Genomic DNA, 26,512 nt, shown 5'->3' on the forward strand with positions numbered 1-26,512 from the left:
TTCGGGCCGCTGGTTGCTGAGATGAGACAGCGTCACTCCTCGACGACAGTCGGAGTGTGACCTCGCTGCGAAAGTCGGCTACCGGCTACAAATCCACCGAAGGGCTGCCCTGATCGTCAACCGCAGCATCGTGCAGGGAGGGCCCATCGAACATGACAGCGTTGTCGGATTCGCGATCCCAGGTACTGGGGGTTCTTCCACGTTCGCGCAGAACGACCTTCCGAATCTTGCCGTTCTCGGTCTTCGGCAAATCGGCGACAATGTCGATAAATCGTGGAACGGCGAACTTCGTCAAGCGTCCGTGGCAGTGCTCAATGATGTCCTGAGGAGTAAGGCCAGTGCCGGCCTTGGCGACGATCGCCACCATGACTTCGTCCTCGGCCATTTCCGAAGGTACTGGGTATGCGGCTACTGTCTCGACTGCTGGATGTAGACCGATGACCTGCTCGACTTCGAACGATGAAATGTTCTCGCCCCGCCTGCGAATGACATCCTTCATCCGGTCGACGAAGCGGAACCATCCGTCGGGATCGCGTATCACCCGGTCTCCGGTGTGGAACCAGAGGTTGCGCCAAGCTTCTGTGGTCTTGTCGGGCATCCCGTAGTACCCGGTCGCGAACGCGTACGGAACGCGCGAACGCAGCAGGAGCTCGCCCGGTGTTCCGTCAGGAACTGGGGCGTCATGTTCGTCTACGACGATCGCTTCGTAGTCGGGTTGCGTCTGACCAAGGTACCCCGGTCGCGGCGCGTCCGGGGCCGAGGTCAGAACGGAATTGGTTTCTGTGGAGCCGAATCCGTCGATCAGCTGGATGCCGAAGCGTTCGCAGAAGGGGGCGGCCAGTGTTGCGGGTGTGGCGGGCGAGAGCGCGATCCGGGCGGAGTGTTCTCGCTCGAGCGGATCGGGATTCCGGGACCAGAGGATGTTGATCATGGCTCCGAGCAGGTATGTGACGGTTGCTTTCGATTCCTTCAGCTGGTCCCAGAAGCGACTTGCCGAAAACCTTTGCCCCACCACCATTGTTGCTCCTGCAACAAGCGCTTGTATGAAGGCGTTGAGGGCATTGGTGTGGAACAAGGGCAGCACCGTGAACAAGGTGTCGTCCTCGGTGATCTCCAACTGCTCTGTGACGGAGATGCCCCACCAGTAGAACTGGGCGTGTGGGCAGCACACCCCCTTGGATACCCCGGTAGTGCCGGATGTGTACAGCAAGGCGGCAGTATCACCAGGAGCGACATCGCCGGCCGGCACTGATCCTGTGATCGGGGGCATGGTTCGCACGTCGTAGCCGTCGACACTCGGCTCGGTGACTGGGCCGAGGCACCATACCTGTTCCAGAGCGGGGGGCGGCGTTACTGACTCGAGTCGGGAGAGCAGGTCGGATTCGACTGCCAGTATCTGCGAGTTCGAATCTTCGAGCGCGTGGTGGAGTTGAGCACCTTGCAGTGCCGCGTTCAGTGGTACGGCAACGGCACCCATCCATGCGCATCCGAGAATGATCTGTAGCAGTTCGAGGCGGTTCTCCGACAGGATCGCGACTTTGCCGCCGTGGCTGATCCCGTTTGCCTGCAGAATTTCTGCGGTGCCTGCCGCGAGGTCTCGGACCTGCGCGTATGACAATGTCGACTCCCCGATTTTCAGCAGGGTCTTCGGACCGTACTGCTCGGCTTGCCGTGTCAACAGCGACGGGATCGTGCATTCGGTCAGCGGTAGCCCGCGAAGTGGTGCGGTGATGGCTACGGCGTTCTGCATGTTTCACTACTCCTTGATGGAAGGCTGCGGAACAACGGCGATCAACCCACCGGTATGCCTCTTGTTCGTTGATACAAGGGTGATTTCCGTTCCCGGGGCCCCGCCTTCCCCGACGATCTCTGCCACGACGATCGGTCCGAGGTCGGTTCGGATGGAGCCGAACAGTATGGGCGGTGAACCGCTCTGAAGGGTTGTTTCCTCTATGACCCCTCGGCTGGCCGTCGCGGGCGCGAAGGCATCGTTGTGGCAGTGCGGACACATGCTTCGGGGAGGAAACACTGCCTGTGCGCAATCGATGCAGCGCTGCATTTCGATACCCACATCAAACCCTTTCCAATATGGCAAGGTTGGCGCATGCGCCATAGCGATACGTGACCATGCCGTAGCCGCTCACCGCAGCAATATGTGCGTCGGGAACCTGGCGGTCTTCGGCCTCGCCGAGCAGTTGAGTCACAGCCTCGACGAGGCCATGCATTCCCGCGGCAGAACCGGCTTGGCCTGCGGACAGTTGCCCACCCGAGGTATTGACGGGCCAGTCCGCACTACGAAGACGGTGGGCGAGTTTCCGAATATCGCCGTCGGGCGCGAAGCCCATGTCGGCGAGTTGGATCAGCACCATGACCGGATAATCGTCGTAGACGCTGATCACGTCGACATCGGATGGATCCAACCCGGCTCGATTCCACAACGTGGGAGCGATACCGGCAAGTCCCGTGCGGAGGCCGTCGCCTTCATGGAGATCGAAGTTCACAGAACCGCCGACAGCACGCACACGAACTGCAACCCTTCCGGCCGGTACTCGGTCCTGCCTGGTGACGATGATCGCGTCAGCGCCTGAAACCGGAGGAACGCAGTCGAATCGACGTAGTGGTGAAGCGACGACGGGTGACATCAGATAGTCATCCATCGTCATGTCCGTTCTGTATACCGCTCCAGGATTCATCGTGGCCCAACGCCTTTGAGAGACAGCCACGGAACCGTAAGCGGTTTCGTCAAGGCCATGGCGGCTCATATGACGTTGCGTGAGCATCGCGAACATGGAATTCGGACCCCCCATACCGAGTGGCGCCACGTAATCCCTGGTGATGACGTTGTATTCGTCGACGACCGCCTGAAACTCTGTCGAGGTCATTCGGTCCCCGGCGACAAGAACGATGGCTTCGGCGTCTCCCGCTTCGATTGCGCGTACGGCATGCTGGAGCATGTTGATCCCACTGGCTCCGCCGTTGGTGTCTTCCATGATCCAACTCAGGGCCAGACCGCTTCGGAGAGCAAGATCGACAGCGTGATCGGGACCGATCGTGAAGCTGGAGACACCTAGCCCGTCGACGTCCGAGAATTCGAGCCCAGCATTCGAGATGGCATTGCGGATTGCTGTGGTGAGGAGGGCTTCGGTCGTCACATCATCACCAGGGTGCCGGGTATAGGGAACCTCGACAGCGCTGACGATGACTGCGTGGGAATGGTTCATACACGCTCACCCACTTCGTTCGTCGGGCGTGCCTCTGAAGCAGACTCCGAGCTTGTCAGGAGATCATCCGTGGGCCTGGTTTCCGGTGCCTTGATCACAGCGATGGTGCTGAGGACACCGAAACATGCGAGGTACACCGCGATGGGCCAATACGTTCCCGACCACGCGAGCAGCGCCGTGGCGATCAGGGGAGCGACGCCGCCGGCGAAGATCGCCGCGACTTCATGGCCGATCGAAAGCCCGCTGTAGCGCACATTGCCAGTGAAGAGTTCGCTGAAGAAGCTCGGCTGTGTGCCGATCATGGCACTGTGACAGATGCTGATTGCCACGATGATCGCGATCCAGATCAACGCCGTATTCTTCGTATTGATCAACAGGAAGAACGGTGCTGCCCACACGATCACACCGACTGCACCGATGAGATACACGGGACGTCGCCCGATCCGGTCAGAGAGAGCAGCGAATCCGACCATCGTGAAGGCTTCCAATATGTTCGCCGCAATGATTGCCGTCAGGATCACTCCGCTCCCGACGCCGATATGAACGCCGTAAGCAAGCGAAAACACTGCGAATATGTACGATCCGCCGTTTTCCGCCATCCGGGCACCCACGGTGATCAAGATGGAACGACGCTGCGTCTTGATGGCCTCGAGCGCGGGATAGCGGACGTTGCTTCCGTCCGATTGCAGCTCCTCGAACACCGGCGTTTCTTCAACTTTCATGCGAATCACGAGGCCCGCAATCATGAGCACCAAGCCCAGGACGAAGGGAATTCTCCATCCCCAGGAAAGGAAGTCGTCTTCAGGTAGTAGGCTGACCAGCGCAAAGACGGACGATGACAGGATGAAGCCCAGCGTGACGCCGACTTGACTGAAGGCGGAGAAGAATCCCCGGCGACGTGGTGGGGCGTTCTCGCTGATCAGCAGTACAGCTCCGCCCCATTCGCCGCCTACCGCGATGCCTTGGATGACGCGCAGGGTCACCAGGAGGATCGGCGCCCACATGCCGATCTGCGCGTAGGTCGGGAGCAGGCCGATCAATGCAGTGCAGATGCCCATCATCATCAGGGTGATGACGAGCATCGATTTACGCCCGACACGATCTCCGAAGTGGCCGAAAATGACCCCGCCGAACGGTCTTGCGATGAATCCGATCGCGAACGTCCCGAAGGCGGCCAGCGTACCCGTCAAAGAGTCGTCCCCGGTAAAGAAGAGCGGGCCGAATATGAGGGCCGCGGCTGTTCCATACAAGAAGAAGTCGTACCATTCGAGCGCGCTTCCGATAAGACTTGCGGCGGCCGCTTTCCGCGTCCGCGTTTCTGCTGTGTGATTGGACATGACAGGATCCGTTTCGTTCTGCATATTTCGAGCCCGGCTGCGGCGCATCGTCGGGCCGCACTCATCAGCGATCATGCGAGACAGTTCTGTGTCGACCGGTTCGGATAGCCGGCGGCTAGTGGCCGAAGGCTTCGACCAGCCACCACGACCCTTCGTCGGAGACGATCTTGGCGTCCAAGACCATTGGTCGGTCGGGTCGATCCGCCCACGACTTGACCGGTAGCAAGTCATCGGGGTGTCTGACGGTGAGAGCGTCACAGCCGAAGCCTCGGGCGATGGCGGCGATGTCGGTATCAGGGAAGGTCACGGTATCGAGGACGACGTCCGACCCGAAGTGATGAACCTCTGCGCCATACTTGGCATCGTTGTAGACAATTACCAGCATCGGCAGCTTGAGCCGTGCCGCGGTTTCGAGCTCGCTGAGGCCCATCATGAACCCTCCGTCGCCGCAGGCTGCGATCGGAAGTCGGTCAGGCTGGGCGATCGCGGCGCCGATTGCCGTGGCCAGTCCGAGGCCGACCGACTGGAATGCCTGTGTGAAGCAGAAACCGTATTCGTCGGGGACGTCGAGATACATGCTCGGATAGCCGAGAAAGTTTCCGGAATCGACGGACAGGACTCGTGAGCGCGGAAGCAATCGATTGAGATGTGCGCTCATCAACCTAGGATCGATGCGCTCGCCTGTGCTTTCGTCGTCGAACGGGATCTGGTGCCAGCGTCCTTCGGAACGGATCTGCTCAAGGATCTCTTCTGTTCTGTAGCCCGTCTTGGAGATTCCCTGGGTGGCCAGCAGCGCAGAAGCGTCCGCGGCGGTCGCGGCGACGTCGGCCCACACGCCGAGATCGACCGGTCGATGTCGTCCGAGTGCACCTTGGTCGATGTCGACCTGCACGACCTTGGCGTCGTCGGCGATGAGTCGGCCGTGACGCATTGTCCACATGTTCAGCCCGCACCCCCAACCGACAATGAGGTCGGCGTTGGCGATGAGGTCAGCGGCGAGGGGCGTCGAAAATCCACCCGCAACATCGATTCCCCACGGTTCGCCCTCGAACATGCCGCGCGAGACCGCGGAGGTGGCGAGTAGAGCGCCGCACCGGTCGGCGAGCTCGATCAGAGTGTGTTTGGCAGAACCTCCTCGTGCTCCACGGCCAGCGACGAACACGGGACGCTCGGATTGCCCGAGTAGCGCCGTGAGCTTTTCGACCTCTGCTCGCTGGGGGCGAGGTGCTTGCCGCGCGAGAGGTGGTGCGACGACGCCAAGCTCGGGAAGGACGTGATCTTGAACGTCGATCGGAATGTTGAGCACCACGGTGCGGTTCTGCGTCGCGCAGATGTTATAGGCGTTGGAGATGTCGGCGATGGCTGTTTCTGCCGAGCGCACGCGGAGGGCGACGGCTCCGCATCCCTGGGCGATTGCCTGCTGATCGATGTAGAAGTTGGACTTCGGATCAGTCGCCTCCGCAGTCAAGACGAGGAGCGGGCTCCCACTTTTTGCTGCCTCGACAATTCCGGTCAGGGCATTCGTGTAGCCGCACCCTTGGTGAAGGGATAGTACGGTGACTTCGTCGCTCATGCGTGCGTGTGCATCTGCCATGACAGCGGCTCCACCTTCGTGGCGAGCAGCAACGAAGCGGGCTCCGGCGTCCACGAGAGCGTTCGTGTAGTGGAAGTTGCCGCTACCAACCACTCCGAATGCCATGCGGACACCGAGTTCGTACAGTGCTCGGCCGATCGCGTCGCGAACATACATGGGTCAGCCCTCCTTCTTCGATGATTAAGCTGGTGCGTCGACGATCGCCAACACTCGGGCGGGGCTTCCCGACCCACCGACGATCTTCAATGGAGCTACAACAAGTACCCCTCCGACGGTGGGGAGAGATTCGAGATTCTGTAGCTGGGTGACGCCGTACTTTCCGGCACCGAGTAGGTAGTGGTGGCAGGGGAAGGGAGGGTCGAAGGCAAATGCTTGGCCTGCGTCGATGCCCACGGTTTCCACCCCAAGTCCTCTGATCGGGGCCTCGCCGGCCAGCCACTTGGCACATTCGACCGAGACGCCGGGTGTATGGGGACCGCGTTCGTCGGCGTTGATGAACTGCTGTTGGTCTGTGGAACGGCGATCCCAACCGCTGCGGTAGAGTAGCCACCCGCCCGTCGGGAGCGCACCGTGCCGTTGTTCCCACTTCTGCACGTGTTCGATCTCGAGGAGAAAGTCCGGGTTGTCTGCCGCTTCCTGCGACTTATCGATGACAACGAAGGGGCTGATCAGTTCCTCAGGCGGAACACTTGCGACATCTGCAAGATCGCGGCCGGTAATCCAGTGGCACGGGGCGTCGAAGTGCGTCCCCACGTGTTCACCAGTGCGGATTCCGTTCTGGTAGGAGGTCTCACCCCGTTCGTCGTAACGGGCTAGCTCTTCGAGTGCAAAGTGTGGGATCGGCTCCATGCCTTCAGGCAGTGGGAGTACCGGTGTCGAGTCGGACAATGGGGCGGTGAGGTCGATGACGTTGATCATTCTGTCTCTCAACGCCTTTACCAGGATCTCGGCAGAGGGGAGAAGTGGAGGCATGTGGTAGATACTTCATTCCTTGTGGCAATCCGCATAATGCCCTTTCCGCACCAAGTATGCCTATATGGCTATGCCTGCACCCTTAGGTATGATCTCGCCATGGAGCGTCGGCTGAGGAACTTGCTGGACGGCGGGTTCAAGTTGCGCCACCTGCGACTGATCACGACAATCGCGGAGAACGGCACGATCGCCGGCGCGGCTCGGGATCTGTATGTCACGCAACCCGTAGTGACGAGAGGCCTCCGGGAGGCCGAAGAAATCCTGGGAGTCACCCTGTTCGATCGCGGACCACGGGGTGTCACCCCCACCCCTTACGGGACGCTACTTCTAGAACACGCCGTCACGATCCTGACCAGCGTGGAGCGGTTGGCCGAGAACATCGATCATCTTCAAGACAGCGGCAACCGGCCGATCAGAGTGGGCACGAACATGACAGGGTCCCATGCTCTACTGCCTCGCGCGCTGGTATCCCTCAAATCGGCTCATCCCACCCTCAAAGTATCGGTCGTCGAAAGTACGGACGAGTCGCTGCTCGAGCAGTTGGCCCACAACCAAATTGACGTACTGATCGGTCGGATGACACCCGGCGGTGGCCGGGACATTACACAGATACATCTCTACGACGAACCCATCCGAGTCGTGGGGCGGGTCGGTCATCCTGTGTTCGGGCTGACGGATCCGCAGCTTGAGGATCTCGCAGCTTTTCCATGGGTGCTGCCGCCCCCGACCGCGGTGGGGAGTCGACTCGGTACTTCGTTTGGTCAGGTCGGAGTGTGGGCGCCCGCGAACCTCATCGAATGCACTTCGATCCTCACGATTCGGTCGATTTTGCGCGCTACCGACACTCTGGCGCCGTTGCCCATGCTGGTCGGCGCGGAGGATGAGCACCTGCAGGTGCTCTCGGTCGAGCTTGACGCGGTACCGAGCAAGCTCGGTCTCACCCATTCGTCGAGTGCTGAACTGAGTGACAGTGTCCTGCTATTTATCGATCATCTTCTCAAAGGCGCCAAGGAGATTGAGGCGGAACTATTGTAAGCACCCTTCGCTCTAGAGTCGCCAGCAAGGAATTCTGAGGCCCCCAGCCGATCGGCTGCGCCCGCGATCCGCACCACGTCGGCGCATAGTCAGCCAGCGCCACAACGGGTTGAGCTTGAGTCGACTCATGTACAAGAGATATGGCCACAGTTGGTGGCCGAACAGAAGATCCGGCATAGTGCCGATGAGAGGGTGACTGCAGACTTTCCGCACCTGCATCTCCCAGGTCATCCGATGCGGATCCGCCGCAGCTTTCGCCTCCGGTGAAGTTCCGATTGTCTCGACGAATCGACGGCACAGTTCGCCGCGGTCTACCACCAGGCCGCCGAGATGACCGATCGCCGGTTGACCCGTTGCGGCATGGCTCCCGACCTACCGCAGCGGATGCTCGCCTACCTGTCCACACCGCGCGCCCAACTGCGCACGCTCTACGGCACGATCCCCCTCCGTCGAATCCGCCGCTGGCACACCGCCGTCGGCCTCTACCGGTCCCTCGGTGGCCTCGTCGCCGACAGTCCCGGCCGCAGCCACACCCTCGCCCGGCTCCGCGGCGCCCAGGCCGCATTCGAGCAGCACGGTCTGCCGCTGACACTGCCACCGAACCTGGCGCACATGGTCGGTCCGGGACTGACCACCATCGCGATCCGGGTACACGCCGCCAACCCCGCACATGCCGCCGCGCTGGCCACTCTGCTGTTCACCGGCGCCACCTTCGACGAACTCCGATCGCTCCCCCGACTCGCGCTGACCGGGGACACCTTGATCACCGTCGCCGCATCCGCTGCTGCACGCCCCACCGACCTGCGCCTCTGGGTGATCCCCCAGCCGGCACGACCGTTGCTGCACGCCGCCGCCATCTTCCAACGAACACGCACCAACCCCACCGGCACACTGTTCATCGAGGCAGTCGGGAGGACCGGCAGGCTGCGCCGGACCGCAGCCACGTGCGGGTTGACGATCCCGGCCCTGCACCGGTGGCGCGATGGCTGGCTCTACCGGACCGGCATCCTCAACCTCGCCCTGGACGCTCCCTGACTCCCGGTGTCGGCGCCCTGCATTCGTCTAGTCACTCGGCGGAAACCGGGCGCACTTGGGAAGCTACGAAGACCAACCCCTCCACTAGGCCACTCGCCCGCTGCCACTCGAAGTCGACCTGCTGTCCCGGATCGAGTGCGCGGAAGCCCGGGACCTCGACCTCGCTGAAGTGCACCCAGCAGCCGCCCGGAGTCTCCGCGCACTCGAGAACACCCCATCCGTCCTCGCGATGCCACACACGCACAAAACCTCGTGAAGTCATCTGCCGAGCATGCCTCTACTCCCTGATTCGCCGCATGAAGTCAGCAACGCCGATCAGACTCCCGGTGGGAGAGGAAGCCGGTCACCGGAAGCGTTGCTCCCTCGGACCAGGAACAAGACACCGCTCGCTCGTAAGGCCCGGGTCGGCGCGCATTCCGGATCAGGCTCGGACGGGACTTCACTGACATCAAGTGGGAAAACCCACTGACACCCTTCGGGAAAAGCCCTGTTCGCCGCACTGACATCCCAGTGGGAAGTCTCACACGTGTTCCCGGCTGTGCTTCGAACCGGATGAGCAGAACGCGGCACCGTTTGCAGATGAGAGGCAGCACAAAAGTGTCAGCGGGAGGCCGCATGAAAATGGCAGCACCGGGAGCAGGATCGACTGCATGACCTAGGTCAACAAGCGAATCCTGCCTGAATGCTGCTGACATTCCGTGCGGCCTAACCGGTGGACATGCACTGACGAACCCCCAGGTCACACCACTGAAATTCTCGTGCAGAGTCTCACCCACCTGCAGGAATGTCGACGCACGCCACCTGCGGAATGTTGCACCAGATGCAATTCCGCCTGTTTTCGCTGACATCGAGTGACGTTTCCCCAGGTCGACCCGCTGACAATTTCGTGCGTCCTCTCAGCCTCGGATCGAGTGGCACAGGACACGAGAACCTACAACAGGACAATTCGGGCGTTTATTGTGACCTGGGGGTATGTCACTCACGGTTCGTGCGGGGTGACCGACGAAAAATACCGTTTACGCACCTATCCCACGGAAACCCGAGGTGAGCGCGTTTTCCGGTGCAGAAGGCGGTGTCGGAGCCGTCCGATACAGCCCCTCCTCGTGCACAGACGGCCGGAAACCACAGACGAGCAGCAGTTCACGGTACCCGCGAGATCTCCGCAGGGCCCCCTGCCGGACCTCGCCCCTCCGCTGCGACCCGGATCGTTGCCGGCGCATCCGGCCGCCGCCGCGTTCCCGGGCGCCGATGTCCTCGCAATCGTCGAGAAAGCGCGGGCCCACTGCCAGGGTTGGGCCGACGAGGTGCTCGAACGCCGCGGCAGCGCAATCCTGCTGCTCGGGTTTGCCTGGGCCCTTCCGGCGCAGCGAACTCGTCGCGCTGACCCGGGAGGACGCCAGACTGCATCGACTCGACGGCTGCACCGTCGCATGCGGATATCGGAGACCGATCAGGAAGGCCGCGGGCACATTCGGGCGCTGCCGTTCGCCCACGCATACGAGTTGTCCGCCGTGTGCGTGGATGTGGTGGGCCCAGATCGTGGCCGCCTTCGACACCGACGGCCGTCCCGGCAGTGATTCGGTTGGTGCGCACCGCGGAGCATTCGAATCGCATGTGTGTCGGGGCGGCGGCGCATGCGGCGATCCGCCGCGCCGCACTCTCGGGCTACGACCCCGACCTCGTGAGACAGTTGGGTGGCATCCGCTGCGGGCCGGGTTCGTCACCCAGACCAGTGGCGAAAAGGGGAAGCCATACAGCGACATCCTCAGGCAGCCCGAACCTGTGGCGCCGTACCCGAGTCGCCCGGCAATGACGTCAAGGAAATTGGAGTAAGGTCCCCGACCACGAAAGTGACGGCGACCACTTCCTTCGACGAAAGGGGTACCTCAGTGCCCGGATCAACGATGCCTCCCGACTTCGATGCCGATGCCCTGCGCGCGAAATACCGTCACGAACGGGATCGACGCATCCGCCCGGAGGGCAATGCGCAGTACCAGCGCGCGGCGGGGAAGTTCGGCTACTACATGCATGATCCGTACACCGAGCGCGTGGAGCGTGCACCACTGACCGACCGCGTCGAGGTACTCGTCATCGGTGGTGGATTCGGTGGATTGCTGGTCGGCGCCCGCCTGCGTGAGGCCGGGTTCGAATCCATCCGCATGATGGACGAGGCCGGCGACTTCGGTGGTACGTGGTACTGGAACCGCTACCCGGGCATCCACTGCGACATCGAATCGTACGTGTACATGCCTTTGTTGGAAGAGATCGGGTACATCCCGAAATGGCGGTACGCTCCCGGCGAGGAGATCCGGCAGCACGCGGTCGCCATCGCAGAGCACTACAGCCTCTATCGCGATGCTGTCTTCCACACCCGGGCGACCGACTTCACGTGGAACGAAGAGGCAGTCGAGTGGACGGTGCGCACCGACCGCGGCGACACCATTCGCGCGCGCTACGTCATCGCATCCTCTGGGACGCTCACCCAAGCCAAACTGCCCGGCATTCCCGGTATCGAAGATTTCCGCGGCCACACCTTCCACACCAGCCGCTGGGACTACGAATACACCGGTGGCGGTCCCGACGGCGGCCTGACCGGGCTCGCGGACAAGCGCGTCGCCGTCGTCGGCACCGGCGCGACCGGCCTCCAGGCCATTCCGCACGTCGCCGAGGGCGCACAGCATCTGTTCGTGATGCAGCGGACGCCGTCGACCGTGGATGTGCGAGACAACCGCCCGACCGATCCCGCATGGGCTGCCACCCTGCAACCGGGCTGGCAACGCGAGCGGATGGACAACTTCCTGGCCATCATCTCCGGGGAGGACGCCGCGGAGGACCTCGTCCAGGACGGATGGACGGCGAACGCACGCCTTCAACGCAAGATGATGACGGGCGCGCTGGACACGACCCTCGACCCCGCCGAGCGCGAACGTCGCGACGAGCTGGCCGACTTCGTGACCATGAACAGGATGCGCGCCCGCATCGAGGAGGCCGTCGACGATCCGGCCACCGCCGAGGCACTCAAACCCTGGTACCGGTACATGTGCAAGCGCCCCGGTTTCAGCGACCTCTATCTGCCGACGTTCAACCGGCCGAACGTCACACTCGTGGACACAGCGGATCACGGCGGAATCACCCGGATGACCGAGAACGCAGTCGTGGTGGGCGAGACGGAGTACGAGGTCGACTGCGTCATCTTCGCCACCGGATTCGAGGTCGGAATCTCGGGCGTGCTGTCCGGCACGCTACCGGTCTACGGGCGAAACGGGACGACGCTGCTCGAAGCGTGGGCGCGGGGCCCGCGCACATTGCACGGCTTCTACACCCACGGATTCCCGAACCTGTTCCACCTGGCGTCGATTCAGAATGGGAACTCGGTCAACATCTCTCACGTGCTGCAGGATCAAGCTGCTCACATCGCCGCGGTCATCGCAATGGCAGACAAGACCGGCGCGAGGTGGGTGGAGCCGACGGCGGAGGTGGTGCAAGCGTGGTGCGACACGATCGCCGAGAAGGCGGTCGACAATTCCGCGTTCCTGACCGAGTGCACGCCGGGCTATTACAACGGGGAGGGGACGCGCACGACATCATCGTCGTACGCGCCCGGCCCCGTCGCATTTCATCGTGTGATCTCGCAGTGGCGCGAGGGCGATATGAGCGATGTCCTCGTCCCCGCACCCGACGACGAAGTCAGTCCTTCGGGCCACCGGCAACGTAGATGACCTGCCCCGACACGAAGCCTGCGCCTTCGGACGCGAGGAACGACGCGGTGTGGGCGATGTCGTCCGGCTCACCGACACGTGCGACCGGGATTTGCTGTGCGGCAGCGGCTTTGTAGTCCTCGAACGGGACGCCGACGCGCTCTGCGGTTGCGGCGGTCATCTCCGTCGCGATGAAGCCGGGGGCGATCGCGTTCGCGGTGACACCGAACTTGCCGAGTTCGACCGCCAGTGTCTTGGTGAAGCCCTGCATGCCTGCCTTGGCAGCCGAGTAGTTGACCTGGCCGCGGTTTCCCTGTGCCGACGTACTCGACAGGTTGACGATACGACCGAACTTGTTGTCCACCATGTACTTCTGGGTGGCGCGCGCCATGAGGAATGCGCCACGCAGGTGAACGCTCATGACGGCGTCCCAGTCTTCGACCGTCATCTTGAACAGCAGGTTGTCGCGCGTGATGCCCGCATTGTTGATCAGCACGGTGGGTTCGCCCAACTCCTCGGCGACCTTCTCGACAGCAGCGGCGACGGACGCTTCGTCGGCGACATTCGCGCCCACGGCGAGGGCCTTACCACCGGCGGCCTCGATGGCGGAGACGGTGTCGGCGCACGACGCAGCATCGAGGTCGAGGACGGCGACCTGCATGCCGTCGGCGGCGAGACGCTTGGCTACTGCGGCACCGATACCGCGTGCGGCTCCGGTGACGATGGCGGTGCGGACTGTTGAGCTCACTGCAAACCTCCGTGAAGTGATGCGGTCAATTGATGGTGAGGCCACCATCGACCACGATGGTCTGGCCGGTGACATACCCGGCCGCCTCGGATACCAGCCACACTGCGGTGGCGGCGATTTCTTCCGGATCACCGGTGCGACCCAGAACGATGCGCGGCTTCATGCTGTCGAGATAGCCGGGCAGGTACTCGTCTGTCATCTCGGTTTCGAAGAAGCCCGGCGCGATCGCATTGACGCGGATTCCCTTCCTGGTGCCCCACTGCTGAGCGAGGTCGCGGGTGAGGCCGATGATCGCGGCTTTACTCGACGCGTACGCGGCCTGCGGCAGGCGCGCGGTGGTCAGGCCGAGCACCGAGGAGATGTTGAGGATCGAGCTGCCTGGCTGCATGACACGGCCGGCCGCCTGCGCCGCCCAGTACGATCCGTTCAGGTTGATGTCGATGACCCGCCGGAATTCGTCGGGGGTTTCCTTGGTGGCAGGCACCGCGGTGCCGATACCTGCGTTGTTGATGAGGACGTCGACCTTGCCGAGTTGCTCGACGGCCACCTCGACCATGCGCTGCGCCTGCTCGGGATCTGCGATGTCGGTCTCGACCGTAACGGCGCGTCGTCCCGCGGCGCGGACGAGTTCTGCGGTCTGCTCGAGCCGGTCGGCGCGCCGCGCCGCGAGAACGACATCAGCGCCCGCTTCGGCGAGAGCTTGTGCGAATGCAACGCCGAGACCGGACGATGCGCCGGTGACGATCGCGACGCGGCCGTCGAGGCGGAACCTGTCGAGTACGGACATGCAGTGATCTCCTCCTGTGACGGGCCTACGTATGTATAGCCCAAGTGAAGTCCGATGACAAAGGCAAAACACAGTTGAAACGCGTTAGGCCGCATGTCTTTTCAGACATGCGGCCTAACGATGACTTAGCCCGAACCTATGTGTGGATCAGTTCAGGCGCTCGAGCACCATCGCCATACCCTGGCCGCCGCCGACACACATGGTCTCGACGCCGAACTGCTTGTCCTGGGTACGGAGGTTGTTGAGAAGCGTATTCGTGATCCGCGCTCCCGTCATGCCGAACGGGTGGCCGAGCGCGATCGCACCACCGGAGACGTTGAGCTTGTCCTCGTCGATCCCGAGCTCACGAGCCGACCCGAGCACCTGCACGGCGAACGCCTCGTTGATCTCGAACAGATCGATATCGGAGACGCCCATGCCGGCAATTGCGAGAGCCTTCTTGGTGGCCTCGATGGGACCGAGACCCATGATCTCGGGGGACAGACCCGATACACCGGTCGACACGATCCGCGCGAGCGGCGTCAGGCCCAGCGCCTTGGCCTTGGTGTCGGACATGATCACCAGCGCGGCAGCACCGTCGTTGAGCGGGCATGCGTTGCCCGCCGTGACCGTGCCGTCGGGACGGAACACCGGCTTGAGCTGGCTGACGGCCTCGTAGGTGGTGCCGGGACGCGGCCCGTCGTCGGTGGACACCACGGTGCCGTCGGCGAGCGTGACCGGGGTGATCTCCCGCTCGAAGAAGCCCGACTTGATGGCTTCCTCGGCACGGTTGTGTGAGCGCACGCCCCAGCGGTCCTGGTCTTCACGGGAGATGCCGGTGAAGGAGGCGACGTTCTCCGCGGTCTGCCCCATCGCGAGGTACACGTCGGGAATCAAGCCTTCTGCACGCGGATCGGTCCACGCGGTGCCACCCTCGGCGAGCTTGGCGCTGCGCGCCTGTGCGTCGTCGAAGAGGGGGTTCTTCGTGTCGGGGAGGCCGTCGGCGTTGCCGGTGACGAAGCTCGACACGGACTCGACACCCGCGGAGATGAACACGTCCCCTTCGCCCGCCTTGATCGCGTGCAGCGCCATCCGGGTGGTCTGCAGCGACGACGAGCAGTACCGGTTGACGGTGACGCCGGGCAGGAAGTCGTAGCCGAGCTGGACTGCAACGACGCGAGCGATGTTGAAGCCCGACTGACCGGCAGGCTGACCACAGCCGAGCATGATGTCGTCGATCTCGGTGGGGTCGAGCTCGGGGACCTTCGCCAGCGCGGCGGCCACCATCTGCGTCGCCAGATCGTCCGGACGGACGGTTTTGAGCGAGCCCTTCATGGCGCGCCCGATGGGCGAGCGAACAGCGGACACGATCACAGCTTCGGGCATTACATGCTCCTCGTGGGTTGTCGTTACCGGGCTACAGGCCCAGGTCGCGGCCGATCAGTTCCTTCATGATCTCGTTGGTCCCCGCCCAGATCTTCGTCACGCGAGCATCCTTCCATGCGCGGGCCACACGATATTCGTTCATGAAACCGTAGCCTCCGTGGATCTGCACGCACGCATCCAATACCTCTGACTGGGACTGTGCACTCCACCACTTCGCCTTCGCGGCATCCACCGCGGTCAGCTCGCCGTCGGCGTGGGCCTCGACGGCCTGGTCGACGTAGGCCTCCGCAACCTCGATCTTCGTCACGAGCTCGGCGAGCAGGAACTTGTTGTACTGCATCGTGCCGATGGCCTTGCCGAAGGCCTTGCGTTCCTTCGCGTACTCGATGGTCTCGAGCAGGATCTGCTTGGCATGATGCACGTTGTTGACCGCGGAGCCGAGCCGTTCCTGCGGCAGCAGTTTCATCATCGAGATGAAACCCATGCCTTCTTCGCCGAGCATGTTGGCCTGCGGGACGCGCACGTTCTCGAAGAACAGTTCCGCGGTGTCGGCTTCGGGCTGGCCGACCTTGTCGAGCTTGCGGCCGTTTTCGAAACCCCCCATCCCACGCTCGACGACGAGCAGGGAGATGCCCTTCGCGCCCTTGCTCGGATCAGTGCGCGCGGCCACGACCACGAGATCGCAGTTGTAACCGTTGGTGATGAACGTCTTCGCGCCGTTGAGGATCCAGTCGTCGCCGTCGCGCACCGCGGTCGTCTTGAGATTCGCGAGGTCGGAACCGCCCGAGGGCTCCGTCATGCCGATCGCGCAGATGAGTTCACCGGTCGCGCACTTGGGCAGCCAGCGTTCGCGCTGCTCGTCGTTACCGAGATGAACGATGTACGGGACGGTGATGTCGGAGTGGATGCCGATCGACGACGACAACGCCATGTTCGCGCGGGCCATCTCCTCGGCGACGACCGCGTTGAACCGGTAGTCGCCGGCTTCACTGCCGCCGAAGCGCTCGGGAATCTCGAGCCCGAGGATGCCGGCCTTACCGGCCTCGATCCAGATGTCGCGCGGGATCTCGTGCCGCTCGATGAGCTCCTCAGCGCGGGAAAGTACGAACCGATTCACGAACTCGCGAACGGACTCGCGGAACGCCTCGTGGTCGGGGCCGTACAGGGTGCGTCGCATTCAACTGCTCCTCATAGATAAGCGCGCGCTTAGATTCTAAGCGCTCGCTTATTAAACGTCGCTGTGGTTTGCTTGTCAACCACAGAGGAAAGGAAGCCGGACCCACCGTGAGCGCACCCGAGAACACCGTGATCAGCAGCTCCAAGGCCGCCGCGCGCATGCGGGAGGCCGCGATCGAGGCGTTCGCGGAGAACGGCTACGGCAGCACCACTACGCGGCAGATCGCCGCGCGCCTCGACATGAGCCCGGCCGCGATGTACCCGCACTACAAGTCGAAGGAAGAGCTTCTCTACGCCATCGCATACGAGGGCCACGACCTGGCACTACAAGTCGTGCGCGACGCCGACCTCCCCGACGCCGACGCCATCGCGCGTCTCATCTCGATCATTCGGCGCTTCGTCGAGTGGCAAGCCCAGAACCATCGACGCGCCCGCGTCATCCAGTACGAGCTGACCGCGCTCGAACCCGACCACTATCGCGTCATCACCGGCCTGCGACGCGACACCACCAAGGTGGTCCGCGACGTCGTCGACCTCGGCATCGCGTCGGGCCAGTTCACGGTGCCCGACGCCGAGGGCGTCACCCTCGCACTCATGTCGCTGTGCGTCGACATCTGCCGCTGGTACCCGTCCGGTCGCTACAGCGAGCCCGGCACTCTCGGCTCTCTCTACGCCGACCTGTCATTACGGCTGGTGGGGGCGGTTCACTGACCTCCTCCGGTCGCGACGACGTACGCGTCCACCGCAGACTGCAGCCGATCCAGTGCGGCACCCAACGTGCGGAAGTCACCGCTGCGCTGCGCTGATCGCAGCTCGTCGAGAGCCGCCTGCAAGTTCTGCGCGGCCGTTGCCGCTTCCGGGTTTTCTGCAGGCGCAGGCGTCGCCACCGGCGGGGGCGCTTCCTCGGGCACGGTCGCGGCATCGCCGCCCGGCGGCGTCGCCGCGCTCCCCGCACCGCGACCGAGCACCTGATCGAGCGCCTCCGCCAATGTCGGGGCATATCCGACGAGGACACCACCGGTCTGCGGGTCGCGGTAACTCACCAGCACTCGCGCCAACTGCGGGAAGGTCGATCCGTCGGTCGCCGCGGACATCCGCTCGGTGTACAGCGGTTCGACGTAGAGCATCCCGCCCTCGGCGATCGGCAGTGTCAGCAGATTGCCGTAGTGGATGCGGTTCGATCGTTCGAGCAGCGTGCGCTCCGACGCGACACGCGTATCCGAGATCATCGAGTTCTGCGTCTGCTGCGGCCCCTGGGTGAGACTGTCGGTGGGCAGTTCGAGCACAGTGATCTTGCCGTATCCATCCGGATCGGAGCGCGCAGAAATGTAGGCCGACAAGAACTCTCGATGAAAACCCACCATTGCCCCTGCCAGCCGGAACGACGGCTGCGCGGCCTCCTCGTCGCCGACGAGCACGTAGTACGGCGGCTGATTCGGATTCGTGTCGACGGTGGGATCGCTCGGCACCGACCAGAATGCGTTGGTGGTGAAGAACTCCACCGGATCGTCGACGTGATAGCGGGCCAGAATCTCCCGCTGCACCCGGAACAGATCTTCCGGATAACGGAAGTGGTCGCGCAGGCCGTCGGGCACCTCGCTCTCCGGTCGGACGGTGCCGGGAAACACCCCCATCCACGTCTGCAACACCGGATCGGCCGAGTCGACCTCGTAGAGCGTGACAGTGCCGTCGTAGGCATCGACGGTGGCCTTCACCGAATTCCGCATGTAGTTGATCGCCTGCGGGCGCATCGCATCAGGCTCGGGAAGCGCACTGCGCTGCGAATACGGATACTGGTCGGCCGTGGTGTATCCGTCGACGATCCACACGATCCGCCCATCCACCACCGCCGGGTAGGGATTCGTGTCCGTCTCGAGCCAGGGCGCCACCATGTGCACCCGCTCGGCGGGGTCTCGGTGGAACAGAATCTTCGATTCCGAACCGATCTCGCCCGAGAAGATGATGTTGCGTTCGCCGTATCGGACCGAGAACGCGAGCCGGTTGAACCAGTTCCCGATCGCGACACCACCCTCGCCGTCGTAGGTGTACGACGAGGTGTCGGTGTCGTACTCACGGGGCGCCTCCCCGGGGTCACCTCCCACGATCACGTACTCCTGACCGGACTGCCCGATCACCTCACCGAAATACACGCGGGGTTGCTCGACCGGGATCACCTGCTCGGTGCTGTGCGTCGCGATGTCGCTCACCGTGTACAGCGGGTATCCACTGTCGCTGCTCGACGCACCATCGGTCGCATCCCGCACCGCCGCGTTGACCCGGTTGGCCGGGGCCGCGACGAACCCGTTGCCGTGGGTGTAGACCGTGTGCCGGTTGACCCAATGGGTCTGGTTTCCGGTGAGTCGCTCGGGTGAGAGTTCCCGCACCCCCACCACGAAGTCCCGCATTTGTCCGTCGATCCGGTAGCGGTCGAGATCGAGGTTGCGGGGGAACTCGTAGAAGTTCTTCAACTGCTGTTGCTGGGTGAATGTGCGCGACAGCACGTCGGGGTCGAGCAACCGGATATTGGCGATGGTCGTGACGTCGGAGGGAACGTCCTGGGGCGGCGTGGTACCGACACCCCGGTACGGGACGTATTCGACGGTGTCGTCCCCCACGCGATAGGCCTGCCGCGTGGCCTCGATGCCACGTTCGATGTAAGGGGCTTCGCGCACTGCGGCGTTCGGCCGCACCGAGAACTGTTCGACCACGAACGGCCAGACACCCCCGACCAGGATCGACGACAGGAACAGCAACGCCAGCGCCAGCAGCGGTATACGCAGGTCCCGAAGTTTGATCACAGCGAAACACGCCACCGCGCACAACAACGCGATGGCGCAGAGGATGAACTTTGCGGGAAGGACAGCGTTGATGTCGGTGTATCCCGCACCGGCGAAGGCGGGCTCACGATGCCCTGCCGACACCAGAGCGTAGCGGTCGAGCCAATAGGCAACGGCTTTGAGCAACACGAAAACTCCGGCCAGCAGCGCCACCTGGATCAGCGCAGGCGAGGAGAACACCTTGCGTAACTTGCCGCCGACGGTGATCCCACCGAACAGATAGTTCGTGGTGACATTCGCGATTCCCGCCAGGAACACCGCAACGAACAGCCAGCCCAGCACCCACCGGTAGAACGGCAGATCGAATACGAAGAAGCCGACGTCGAGTCCGAATTCCGGATCGACAGAGCCGAACGCTGCTCCATGCACGAACAACTGGACAGTTGCCCAATTGTTCTGTGCGATCAACCCTGCCAGCGCTCCGATGACCACCGGAATGCCGATACCGAACACGCGGAGTCGCTGCAGCACCACCCGGCGATACGGCTCGAGCGGGTCGCTGCGCGAAGGCATCAACAGCGGCCTGGTCCGGAACGCCGACCCCATCCCGGCGAAGATCGCACCCCCGACCAACGCGCCGATGACAAGGAACACCGCCCACCGGGTGAGGAACACGCGGACCCACACACCGCGGTATCCGACCTCTCCGAACCACAGCCAATCCGTGTACGCCCGGACGATCGGCGGCACGAAGGCAAGCAGCACCAGCAACGCCACCGCTGCAACGACCGTGGCCCGTGTCCGCGTGCGCATGGCTCCCTCCCTGTCGGGAGTCGGGCGCCGAGCTCTCGTACGGCGCCCGCGTGCTGCCAGTCTACGGATTACGAGTTCGGTGTATCCCCAGAAGACGTATCCCTAGAAGACGTTGACGAGCGCGACGAACGTCACCGTGCCGAGGCCGACGCTGACGAGGGTACGACGACCGGATGCAAGATGCGTGACAATCGTGACGGCCGCGGCCACGGCGGCTTCCCACACGAAACTTTCGGTACCGCCCAGCGCAGAGGTGTGCAGCGTCGACAAAGCGAAGAACCCCAGGATCCCGGCAGGCATCCAGAGCGCCAACCTCGTCACGAACACCGATTCCCTCAGCGGCCCGATCACTGCGAAGGGAAGTGCACGCAACGCGAAGGTGATGGTGAACATGACCCCGAGAACCGCGACGATATAACAGCTTTCAGACATGCGCGACCCTCCGCTGCGTAGCGACGTAACGCACGATGAGCGCTGCCACGAACAGAACGAGTCCTGTGAACATGACGGCGTCGGGTGTCAGCAGGGTCGCGAACGCGAAACTCGCCCCCGCCATGAGCAAAGAGGGCACCTGTTCTCCGGTGCGGCACGCGTCGAGCGTCAAGGTGAGGAACAGTGCGCACAGCGCGAATTCCAACCCCACGACAGGGCCTGGTAGCAGACCGGCTACGGCCAATCCGACGAGCCCTCCACCGATCCAGTACGTGTGGAAGGCGAGCTGCATCGACAGCAGTCTCCACGAGGTCCACCCCTCGGGTCGTGCCGAGGTGACAGCGTAGGCCTCGTCGACGAGCGCGAAGGCCGAATAGAAACGGGCGATGGGATTGCGCACTACTCGCAACGGGAACGAGAACGCATAGAACACGTGCCTGAAATTCACGAGGAAGGTGGTGAGCGCAATCGGCGCGAGCGGCGTGGCGACAGCCATCATCCCGATCAGAAGCAGTTCGAGCGAACCGGAGAATCCCACGAGCGACATGGCCGGGGCCACCCACCAGGGCAGTCCCGACTGCACTACGAGAAGTCCGAATGCCACCCCGATCGGGAAGATGCCCAAGCCGGCCGCAAGTGAGAGCCGGATACCCGTGCTGATTTCTTGCCGCCGTGAGAATTCGACCTTTTCACACACCTGCGTCATAGGTTCAAGAATCTCATTTATGGCGCGACATTTGATTGCCGATTCTTCCGCTGAATATCCAGCTCGTGCAATTATTGGTCATGGATGATTTGGATCGAGCAATAATCGAGGTGCTCCGCCGAGACGCACGGATACCGAACGTTGCTCTGGCCGAACGCGTCGGATTGACGCCGGGACCGTGCCTACGGCGAGTCCAGCGGCTCGAGGCCGAAGGCATCATCGTCGGGTATCGCGCTGTCCTCGCACCGGAGGCCGTCGGTCGCGGCTTCGAAGTGCTCGTCGACATCGAGATGACGAACTTCGATCGGAAAAGTATCGACACCTTCGAGTCGACGATGAGTGCGTTCGACGAAGTGCAGGAGTTGTACCGGCTGTTCGGATCACCCGACTACTTCGTGCGCATCGCCGTCGCCGACCTCTCCGCCTACGAGCACTTCCTGAGCGAGAAGGTCCAGACCATTCCCGGAATCCAGAAAGTGTCGTCGAGCTTCCCCATGAAGGTCATCAAACCCAACGCGCGGGGAGTCTGAGCGGCTCAGTTGGTGCCGGAGGCATTGAGTATCCGCACCGTCTCGTCGTAGTCGCCCCGCGCTTCACCGTGACGGAGGAACTTGACGCGCTCGACAAGTACCTCGTGGGCGTCGGGTCGGGTGCGCAGCAGTTCGACGGCTTCGGACACGTACTCGTCCAGCGGCATCGCGAACGCGTCTTCCCTGTGTCCGGGCATGAGATCGGTAGCGACCGACGGCGGCACGAGCTCGATCACGCTGACGTCGGTGTCGGCGAGCTGCAGGCGGAGAGCTTCACTGAGCATGTGGATCGCGGCCTTGGAAGCGTCGTAGCTGGGAGTGGCCGCGAGCGGAGTGAAGGCGAGTCCGGAAGAGACGGTCATGATCGTCGCGCGTGGCCGGGTCTGCAGATGCTCGATGAACGCACCGATGAGGCGGACAGGGCCGAGAACGTTGGTCGTGATCGTCTCCTCCGCTGTATCGAGAAAGCCGTCCGAGCGATGCCAGTCCTCGACGCGCATGACGCCGGCCATCGCTACAAGAGTGTCGAGGTCGGGGTGACGCCCCAGCACTTCTTTCGCAGCTGCGGCGATGCTCTCGGGGTCGGTGGTGTCGATGCGGACGGTGTCGATGCCTGGATGCTCGGTGGCGATCCGCGCGAGCAGTTCGGTGCGGCGCCCGCCGACGACAACAGTGCTGCCCTGCTCGTGGAGTGCAACAGCGAGCGCCAAGCCGATGCCGCTCGTCGCTCCGGGAATGAAAACGGTGCTGTTCGTGATGTCCATGTCCTGATCGTCTGCCCCTGCCGTCGGCCGAGGCAGAGTCCGTCGAACGGGGGATTCGCGATCCCTGGCACGTGTCGCGGCGGACCGGGACGATGAGACACATGGACCGCCCCGCACTCGCCGACTTCCTGCGCACCCACCGCGAATCACTGCAGCCGAGCGACGTCGGGTTACCTGCCGGACTGCGGCGGCGCGCGCCGGGCCTGCGCCGCGAGGAGGTCGCGCAACTCGCACTCATGTCCACGGACTACTACACGCGCCTCGAACAGCAACGCGGCCCTCAACCCAGCACACAGATCCTCTCGTCCGTCGCGCGCGCACTGCGCCTGACCTCTGATGAACGCGACTATCTCTACCGTGTCGCGGGGCACGGCGTCCCTGACCGCGCGACAGATGCCGATCACGTCGCACCTGCACTTCGACGCGTCCTCGACCGGCTCGACGACACCCCCGCCCTGATACTCGGTCCGCTCGGCGAGACCCTCGCGCAGAACGACCTCGCCCGCGCTCTGTACGGCGACGCCACTGCGCGCGGGGGATGGGACCGCAGTGAGATCTACCGGTGGTTCGCGCACCCGGAGACTGCGCGGACCATCTATCCCGCAGACGACCGCGATCGGCAGGGTCGCGCACTGGTCGCGAGCCTTCGCTCGGCCGTAGCGATACTCGGGCGGGATTCGAGAGCCGGTGAGCTGGTGAGCACCCTGCGACGCGAGAGCGCCGAATTCACGCAGCTGTGGGAACGGCAGGAAGTAGCGCGCCGGTTCGCCGACCACAAGGTGCTCGTACACCCTGAGGTCGGCGAGATCGAGGTCGATTGTCAGGCCCTGTTCACCGAAGACCGGGTGCAGGCGTTACTCGTTCTCACCGCCGCGCCGGGAACCGAAGCGGCGGAGAAGATTCGGTTACTCGGCGTCGTCGGAATCCAGAATTTCTCGCCGAGCACTACGAGCTGACTCGGTCAGCGTCCGGCAGAGCAGGTGGAGTGCCCACCTTCGGCGCGGTCCACGAGCGTCGACGCCGGTGTCCACACTCGACCGTGGACCTTCTCGAACTCACGGATCTTGCTCAGTACGACGTCGAGGCCGACCGTCTCGGCGTAGTGCATCGGGCCACCGCGGTGCTTGGGGAATCCGTAACCGTTGGTGTAGACGACGTCGATGTCGGATGCCCGCTGCGCGATACCTTCACCGAGCAACGCCGCGCCTTCGTTGACCAGTGCGAGGATGCAGCGGTCGACGATTTCCTCGTCGGTGATGGTGCGACGTTCGATACCGTCTTCTTCCGCGCACTTACGAATGATCTCCTCGACGGCCGGGTCGGGAATCGGTGTCCGACTTCCCTCTTCGTACTTGTAGTAACCGGATCCCGTTTTCTGACCGAAACGTCCTGCCTCGCAGAGGGTATCGGCCACACGCGAGTAGCGCAGATCCTTCGGTCGGGTCGGGGCGAGTCGCTTGCGCGCGGCCCACGAGATGTCGTTGCCGGCCAGGTCGGCCATGGCGAACGGTCCCATGGCGAGTCCGAATGCCTTCAACGCTGCGTCCACCTGTTGCGGGGTCGCGCCTTCCTCGAGCAGGAAGTCGGCTTCGCGCCGGTACGGGGTGAGCATGCGGTTGCCGATGAATCCTTCGCAGACCTTCGCGAGCACCGGGACCTTGCCGATCGTCTGTGCCAGCGCCATGGAAGTCACGACAACATCGTCGGCGGTGACATCACCGCGCACGACCTCGACGAGCTTCATGACATGTGCCGGGCTGAAGAAGTGCAACCCGATCACGTCCTGCGGACGGGACGTGCTGCGCGCGATCTCGTCGAGATCGAGCCGGGACGTGTTCGACGAAAGAATCGCCCCGGCCTTGCACAGCTCGTCGAGTTTCCCGAACACCTCCTTCTTGACACCCATGTCCTCGAAGACGGCTTCGATGACGAGGTCTGCGTCGGAGGCCGCCGCGAAGTCGAGGTGCGGTTCGATCAGTGCCACACGCTCCTGTGCCTGTTCAGCGGTGATCTTGCCCTTGGACGCCGACGACTCGTAGTTCTTGCGAACCGTGTTGATCCCCCGGTCCAGCGCCTCGGAGCTCTGCTCGATCAACGCGACCGACAAGCCTCCGTTGGCAAACGCCATGGCGATACCCGAGCCCATGGTGCCCGCGCCGATCACGGCGACGCGCTTGATCGGGCGCTGCGTCACCGAATCGGGAATGTCGGCGACCTTGGACGCGTCCGCGACAGCGGTGGCCAGATACTGCTCGGCGGCGGATTCCGGGCTGTCGGTAGAGGTGGGAGTACTCACGAGCCGCACTTCCTCTGAGGGTCGGGGCACAAGGTGCCGTGATCGGTGGTCACCCAATTGTCTGCCGGATGGATGGACAGCCAATTGTGATACAGGTCCCAATACCCCGCCACTTTCCTCACGTTGTCCGGATTGCCACGGGTCGTGAGGCAACGGGAACCCGGACGGCCGGGCGAAAGTTTCGCAGTGACGACACTCGCTCGGTCGCGTGCCCGGATCTGCGTTAATATCTGCCCGACCGGACGGATCGGGGGGATCCTTGGCAATGGCGTATTCACGTCTTCTCGGTGCCGCAAAGGTGGGGGCGGCGCTCATCACCGCGGGTGTCGTGCTCAGCGGCTGCACCGCAAGCGAGGCCACGGTGGGCGCAGCCGAAGACACAACGACAACCCCGACGACCCGCGCACCACGTATCACCGACGAGTCGGGCCGACCCGACATCACCTTCGACCCGTGCCTCGACATCCCCGACGACGTCCTCGCCGAGGCCGGCTACGACCCCCGCACCGAGGACTCGGCCGATTACCCGATGGAGCACTACACCTTCATCGGGTGCAAATACCGGGCTCCCGTCGCGATCCCCGGCGTGATCCGCTCCTACGGGCTCGGCATCCTCTCCGGGAACGTCACGATCGACGAAGAACTCGCCAAAGTCGGCGACATCGCCAGCGAAACAACAGTCAACGGGCGTCGTGCGCTGCTGGAATACGACCCCAAGCCGGACAACACCTGCTCCATCGCGGTGCAAACTGACTTCGGAATCGTCATCTTCAGCCGTCTTTACCACGCCGACCACACCCGCACACTCACCCGCGACGAACGCTGCGGCGGGCTTGCCGACACCGTCGCATTGTTCGAACCGTTCATCGACAACAATCCCGGGAAGAGGCCGCAGTGAGCGAATTCGTCCGCCTCGAACCACACGTGATCGACGAGATCCTCGCCATCTGCGACACCGTACTGGCAGAACTCGACAGGGCAGCCGAGGTCGCAAAGTATCTCGGTCAAGCCGAGGGATTCGGCGAGTTCGAATCCGCCAAGCAGCTCGCCACCGGTTTCGCCCGCAAAGGCGCAGGCACACCCGAGTCGGCAAAAGAGCGCGTCGACCAGTTCATCGTTGCCTTCACCAAGTTGCGCGACGCATTCGCCTCCGGCGGCGAAGCCTTTCTCGAGGCAGAGTTCGACTGGGTCCGTCAGCTCGCCTCCATCGAACAGGAGTTGTGACG

At 63.3% G+C, this 26,512-nt stretch carries 25 protein-coding genes; 9 read left to right on the plus strand and 16 right to left on the minus strand.

What is annotated here, in order from left to right:
* Window positions 1-85: 85 nt before the first annotated feature.
* The 6 genes from ACSYG9_RS08290 to ACSYG9_RS08315 form a co-directional block, all read right to left on the minus strand.
* Window positions 86-1,750: an ATP-dependent acyl-CoA ligase gene (locus ACSYG9_RS08290; protein WP_454842038.1), complete on the minus strand. Its 1,665-nt coding sequence runs from the start codon at window positions 1,748-1,750 to the stop codon at window positions 86-88.
* Between the two features lie 6 nt (window positions 1,751-1,756).
* Window positions 1,757-2,113, minus strand: coding sequence for a Zn-ribbon domain-containing OB-fold protein (locus tag ACSYG9_RS08295; RefSeq protein ID WP_454842040.1), 357 nt, complete (start codon window positions 2,111-2,113; stop codon window positions 1,757-1,759).
* Window positions 2,073-3,152, minus strand: a complete 1,080-nt coding sequence (locus tag ACSYG9_RS08300; protein ID WP_454842042.1) for a thiolase family protein — start codon at window positions 3,150-3,152, stop codon at window positions 2,073-2,075. Before ACSYG9_RS08300 ends, ACSYG9_RS08295 begins: the two co-directional genes overlap by 41 nt.
* A 65-nt stretch (window positions 3,153-3,217) precedes the next feature.
* The gene (locus ACSYG9_RS08305; protein WP_454842043.1) at window positions 3,218-4,633 is read right to left on the minus strand and encodes an MFS transporter; all 1,416 of its coding nucleotides are present in this window, start codon (window positions 4,631-4,633) and stop codon (window positions 3,218-3,220) included.
* A gap of 40 nt (window positions 4,634-4,673) precedes the next feature.
* Complete coding sequence (locus ACSYG9_RS08310) at window positions 4,674-6,308, minus strand: thiamine pyrophosphate-dependent enzyme (protein WP_440126713.1); 1,635 nt, start codon at window positions 6,306-6,308, stop codon at window positions 4,674-4,676.
* A 24-nt stretch (window positions 6,309-6,332) separates the two neighbouring features.
* Window positions 6,333-7,124 carry a cyclase family protein gene (locus ACSYG9_RS08315; protein WP_440126714.1) on the minus strand — a complete coding sequence of 264 codons (792 nt, stop codon included), beginning with the start codon at window positions 7,122-7,124 and terminating at the stop codon, window positions 6,333-6,335.
* A 99-nt stretch (window positions 7,125-7,223) separates the two neighbouring features.
* Here ACSYG9_RS08315 and ACSYG9_RS08320 point away from each other — a divergent pair, with 99 nt between their 5' ends.
* Together ACSYG9_RS08320 and ACSYG9_RS08325 are read left to right on the plus strand one after the other, a co-directional pair.
* Window positions 7,224-8,159 (plus strand): LysR substrate-binding domain-containing protein, encoded by a 936-nt coding sequence (locus tag ACSYG9_RS08320; RefSeq protein WP_440126715.1) that lies wholly within the window; start codon window positions 7,224-7,226, stop codon window positions 8,157-8,159.
* Window positions 8,160-8,489: 330 nt separating this feature from the next.
* The gene (locus ACSYG9_RS08325; protein WP_454842044.1) at window positions 8,490-9,194 is read left to right on the plus strand and encodes a hypothetical protein; all 705 of its coding nucleotides are present in this window, start codon (window positions 8,490-8,492) and stop codon (window positions 9,192-9,194) included.
* A 31-nt stretch (window positions 9,195-9,225) separates the two neighbouring features.
* Here ACSYG9_RS08325 and ACSYG9_RS08330 read toward each other — a convergent pair whose 3' ends face one another.
* Window positions 9,226-9,456 carry a cold shock domain-containing protein gene (locus ACSYG9_RS08330; protein ID WP_440126717.1) on the minus strand — a complete coding sequence of 77 codons (231 nt, stop codon included), beginning with the start codon at window positions 9,454-9,456 and terminating at the stop codon, window positions 9,226-9,228.
* Window positions 9,457-10,297: 841 nt separating this feature from the next.
* On the opposite strand from ACSYG9_RS08330, the gene ACSYG9_RS08335 reads away from it, so the two are divergent.
* Window positions 10,298-10,771: a hypothetical protein gene (locus ACSYG9_RS08335; RefSeq protein ID WP_454842045.1), complete on the plus strand. Its 474-nt coding sequence runs from the start codon at window positions 10,298-10,300 to the stop codon at window positions 10,769-10,771.
* A 327-nt stretch (window positions 10,772-11,098) separates the two neighbouring features.
* The gene (locus ACSYG9_RS08340) at window positions 11,099-12,913 is read left to right on the plus strand and encodes an FAD-dependent oxidoreductase (protein WP_440126719.1); all 1,815 of its coding nucleotides are present in this window, start codon (window positions 11,099-11,101) and stop codon (window positions 12,911-12,913) included.
* Here the strand turns inward: ACSYG9_RS08340 and fabG are convergent.
* The 4 genes from fabG to ACSYG9_RS08360 form a co-directional block, all read right to left on the minus strand.
* Window positions 12,882-13,640, minus strand: coding sequence for a 3-oxoacyl-ACP reductase FabG (gene fabG / locus ACSYG9_RS08345; RefSeq protein ID WP_440126720.1), 759 nt, complete (start codon window positions 13,638-13,640; stop codon window positions 12,882-12,884). The genes ACSYG9_RS08340 and fabG overlap by 32 nt on opposite strands.
* A 25-nt stretch (window positions 13,641-13,665) precedes the next feature.
* Window positions 13,666-14,427 (minus strand): glucose 1-dehydrogenase, encoded by a 762-nt coding sequence (locus tag ACSYG9_RS08350; protein ID WP_054810478.1) that lies wholly within the window; start codon window positions 14,425-14,427, stop codon window positions 13,666-13,668.
* Between the two features lie 147 nt (window positions 14,428-14,574).
* Window positions 14,575-15,792, minus strand: a complete 1,218-nt coding sequence (locus ACSYG9_RS08355; RefSeq protein ID WP_169689573.1) for an acetyl-CoA C-acetyltransferase — start codon at window positions 15,790-15,792, stop codon at window positions 14,575-14,577.
* Window positions 15,793-15,823: 31 nt separating this feature from the next.
* On the minus strand, window positions 15,824-16,969 hold the full coding sequence (locus ACSYG9_RS08360) for an acyl-CoA dehydrogenase family protein (protein ID WP_454842048.1): 1,146 nt from the start codon (window positions 16,967-16,969) through the stop codon (window positions 15,824-15,826).
* Window positions 16,970-17,127: 158 nt separating this feature from the next.
* On the opposite strand from ACSYG9_RS08360, the gene ACSYG9_RS08365 reads away from it, so the two are divergent.
* Window positions 17,128-17,679, plus strand: coding sequence for a TetR family transcriptional regulator (locus ACSYG9_RS08365; protein WP_440127593.1), 552 nt, complete (start codon window positions 17,128-17,130; stop codon window positions 17,677-17,679).
* On the opposite strand, the gene ACSYG9_RS08370 is transcribed toward ACSYG9_RS08365, so the two are convergent.
* From ACSYG9_RS08370 to ACSYG9_RS08380, 3 genes are all read right to left on the minus strand, one after another.
* Window positions 17,673-20,558: a UPF0182 family protein gene (locus ACSYG9_RS08370; RefSeq protein WP_440126721.1), complete on the minus strand. Its 2,886-nt coding sequence runs from the start codon at window positions 20,556-20,558 to the stop codon at window positions 17,673-17,675. The genes ACSYG9_RS08365 and ACSYG9_RS08370 overlap by 7 nt on opposite strands.
* Before the next feature lie 102 nt (window positions 20,559-20,660).
* The gene (locus ACSYG9_RS08375; protein ID WP_454842050.1) at window positions 20,661-20,990 is read right to left on the minus strand and encodes an AzlD domain-containing protein; all 330 of its coding nucleotides are present in this window, start codon (window positions 20,988-20,990) and stop codon (window positions 20,661-20,663) included.
* A complete protein-coding gene (locus tag ACSYG9_RS08380; protein WP_440126723.1) occupies window positions 20,983-21,696 on the minus strand; it encodes an AzlC family ABC transporter permease in 714 nt (237 codons plus the stop codon). Before ACSYG9_RS08380 ends, ACSYG9_RS08375 begins: the two co-directional genes overlap by 8 nt.
* Window positions 21,697-21,776: 80 nt before the next feature.
* Between ACSYG9_RS08380 and ACSYG9_RS08385 the strand changes: the two genes are divergently transcribed.
* Window positions 21,777-22,226, plus strand: coding sequence for a winged helix-turn-helix transcriptional regulator (locus ACSYG9_RS08385; protein ID WP_440126724.1), 450 nt, complete (start codon window positions 21,777-21,779; stop codon window positions 22,224-22,226).
* Window positions 22,227-22,231: 5 nt separating this feature from the next.
* Here the strand turns inward: ACSYG9_RS08385 and ACSYG9_RS08390 are convergent, their stop codons facing one another.
* Complete coding sequence (locus ACSYG9_RS08390; RefSeq protein ID WP_440126725.1) at window positions 22,232-22,990, minus strand: SDR family NAD(P)-dependent oxidoreductase; 759 nt, start codon at window positions 22,988-22,990, stop codon at window positions 22,232-22,234.
* 101 nt (window positions 22,991-23,091) lie between these two features.
* On the opposite strand from ACSYG9_RS08390, the gene ACSYG9_RS08395 reads away from it, so the two are divergent.
* Window positions 23,092-23,946, plus strand: coding sequence for an MmyB family transcriptional regulator (locus ACSYG9_RS08395; protein WP_440126726.1), 855 nt, complete (start codon window positions 23,092-23,094; stop codon window positions 23,944-23,946).
* Between the two features lie 5 nt (window positions 23,947-23,951).
* Here the strand turns inward: ACSYG9_RS08395 and ACSYG9_RS08400 are convergent, their stop codons facing one another.
* Window positions 23,952-25,286, minus strand: a complete 1,335-nt coding sequence (locus ACSYG9_RS08400) for a 3-hydroxyacyl-CoA dehydrogenase NAD-binding domain-containing protein (protein ID WP_440126727.1) — start codon at window positions 25,284-25,286, stop codon at window positions 23,952-23,954.
* 265 nt (window positions 25,287-25,551) lie between these two features.
* Here ACSYG9_RS08400 and ACSYG9_RS08405 point away from each other — a divergent pair, with 265 nt between their 5' ends.
* A complete protein-coding gene (locus tag ACSYG9_RS08405) occupies window positions 25,552-26,184 on the plus strand; it encodes a DUF3558 family protein (protein ID WP_440126728.1) in 633 nt (210 codons plus the stop codon).
* Window positions 26,181-26,510: a hypothetical protein gene (locus ACSYG9_RS08410; protein WP_454842053.1), complete on the plus strand. Its 330-nt coding sequence runs from the start codon at window positions 26,181-26,183 to the stop codon at window positions 26,508-26,510. Before ACSYG9_RS08405 ends, ACSYG9_RS08410 begins: the two co-directional genes overlap by 4 nt.
* Window positions 26,511-26,512: the final 2 nt, after the last annotated feature.

Source organism: Rhodococcus sp. SJ-2, from assembly GCF_053750035.1.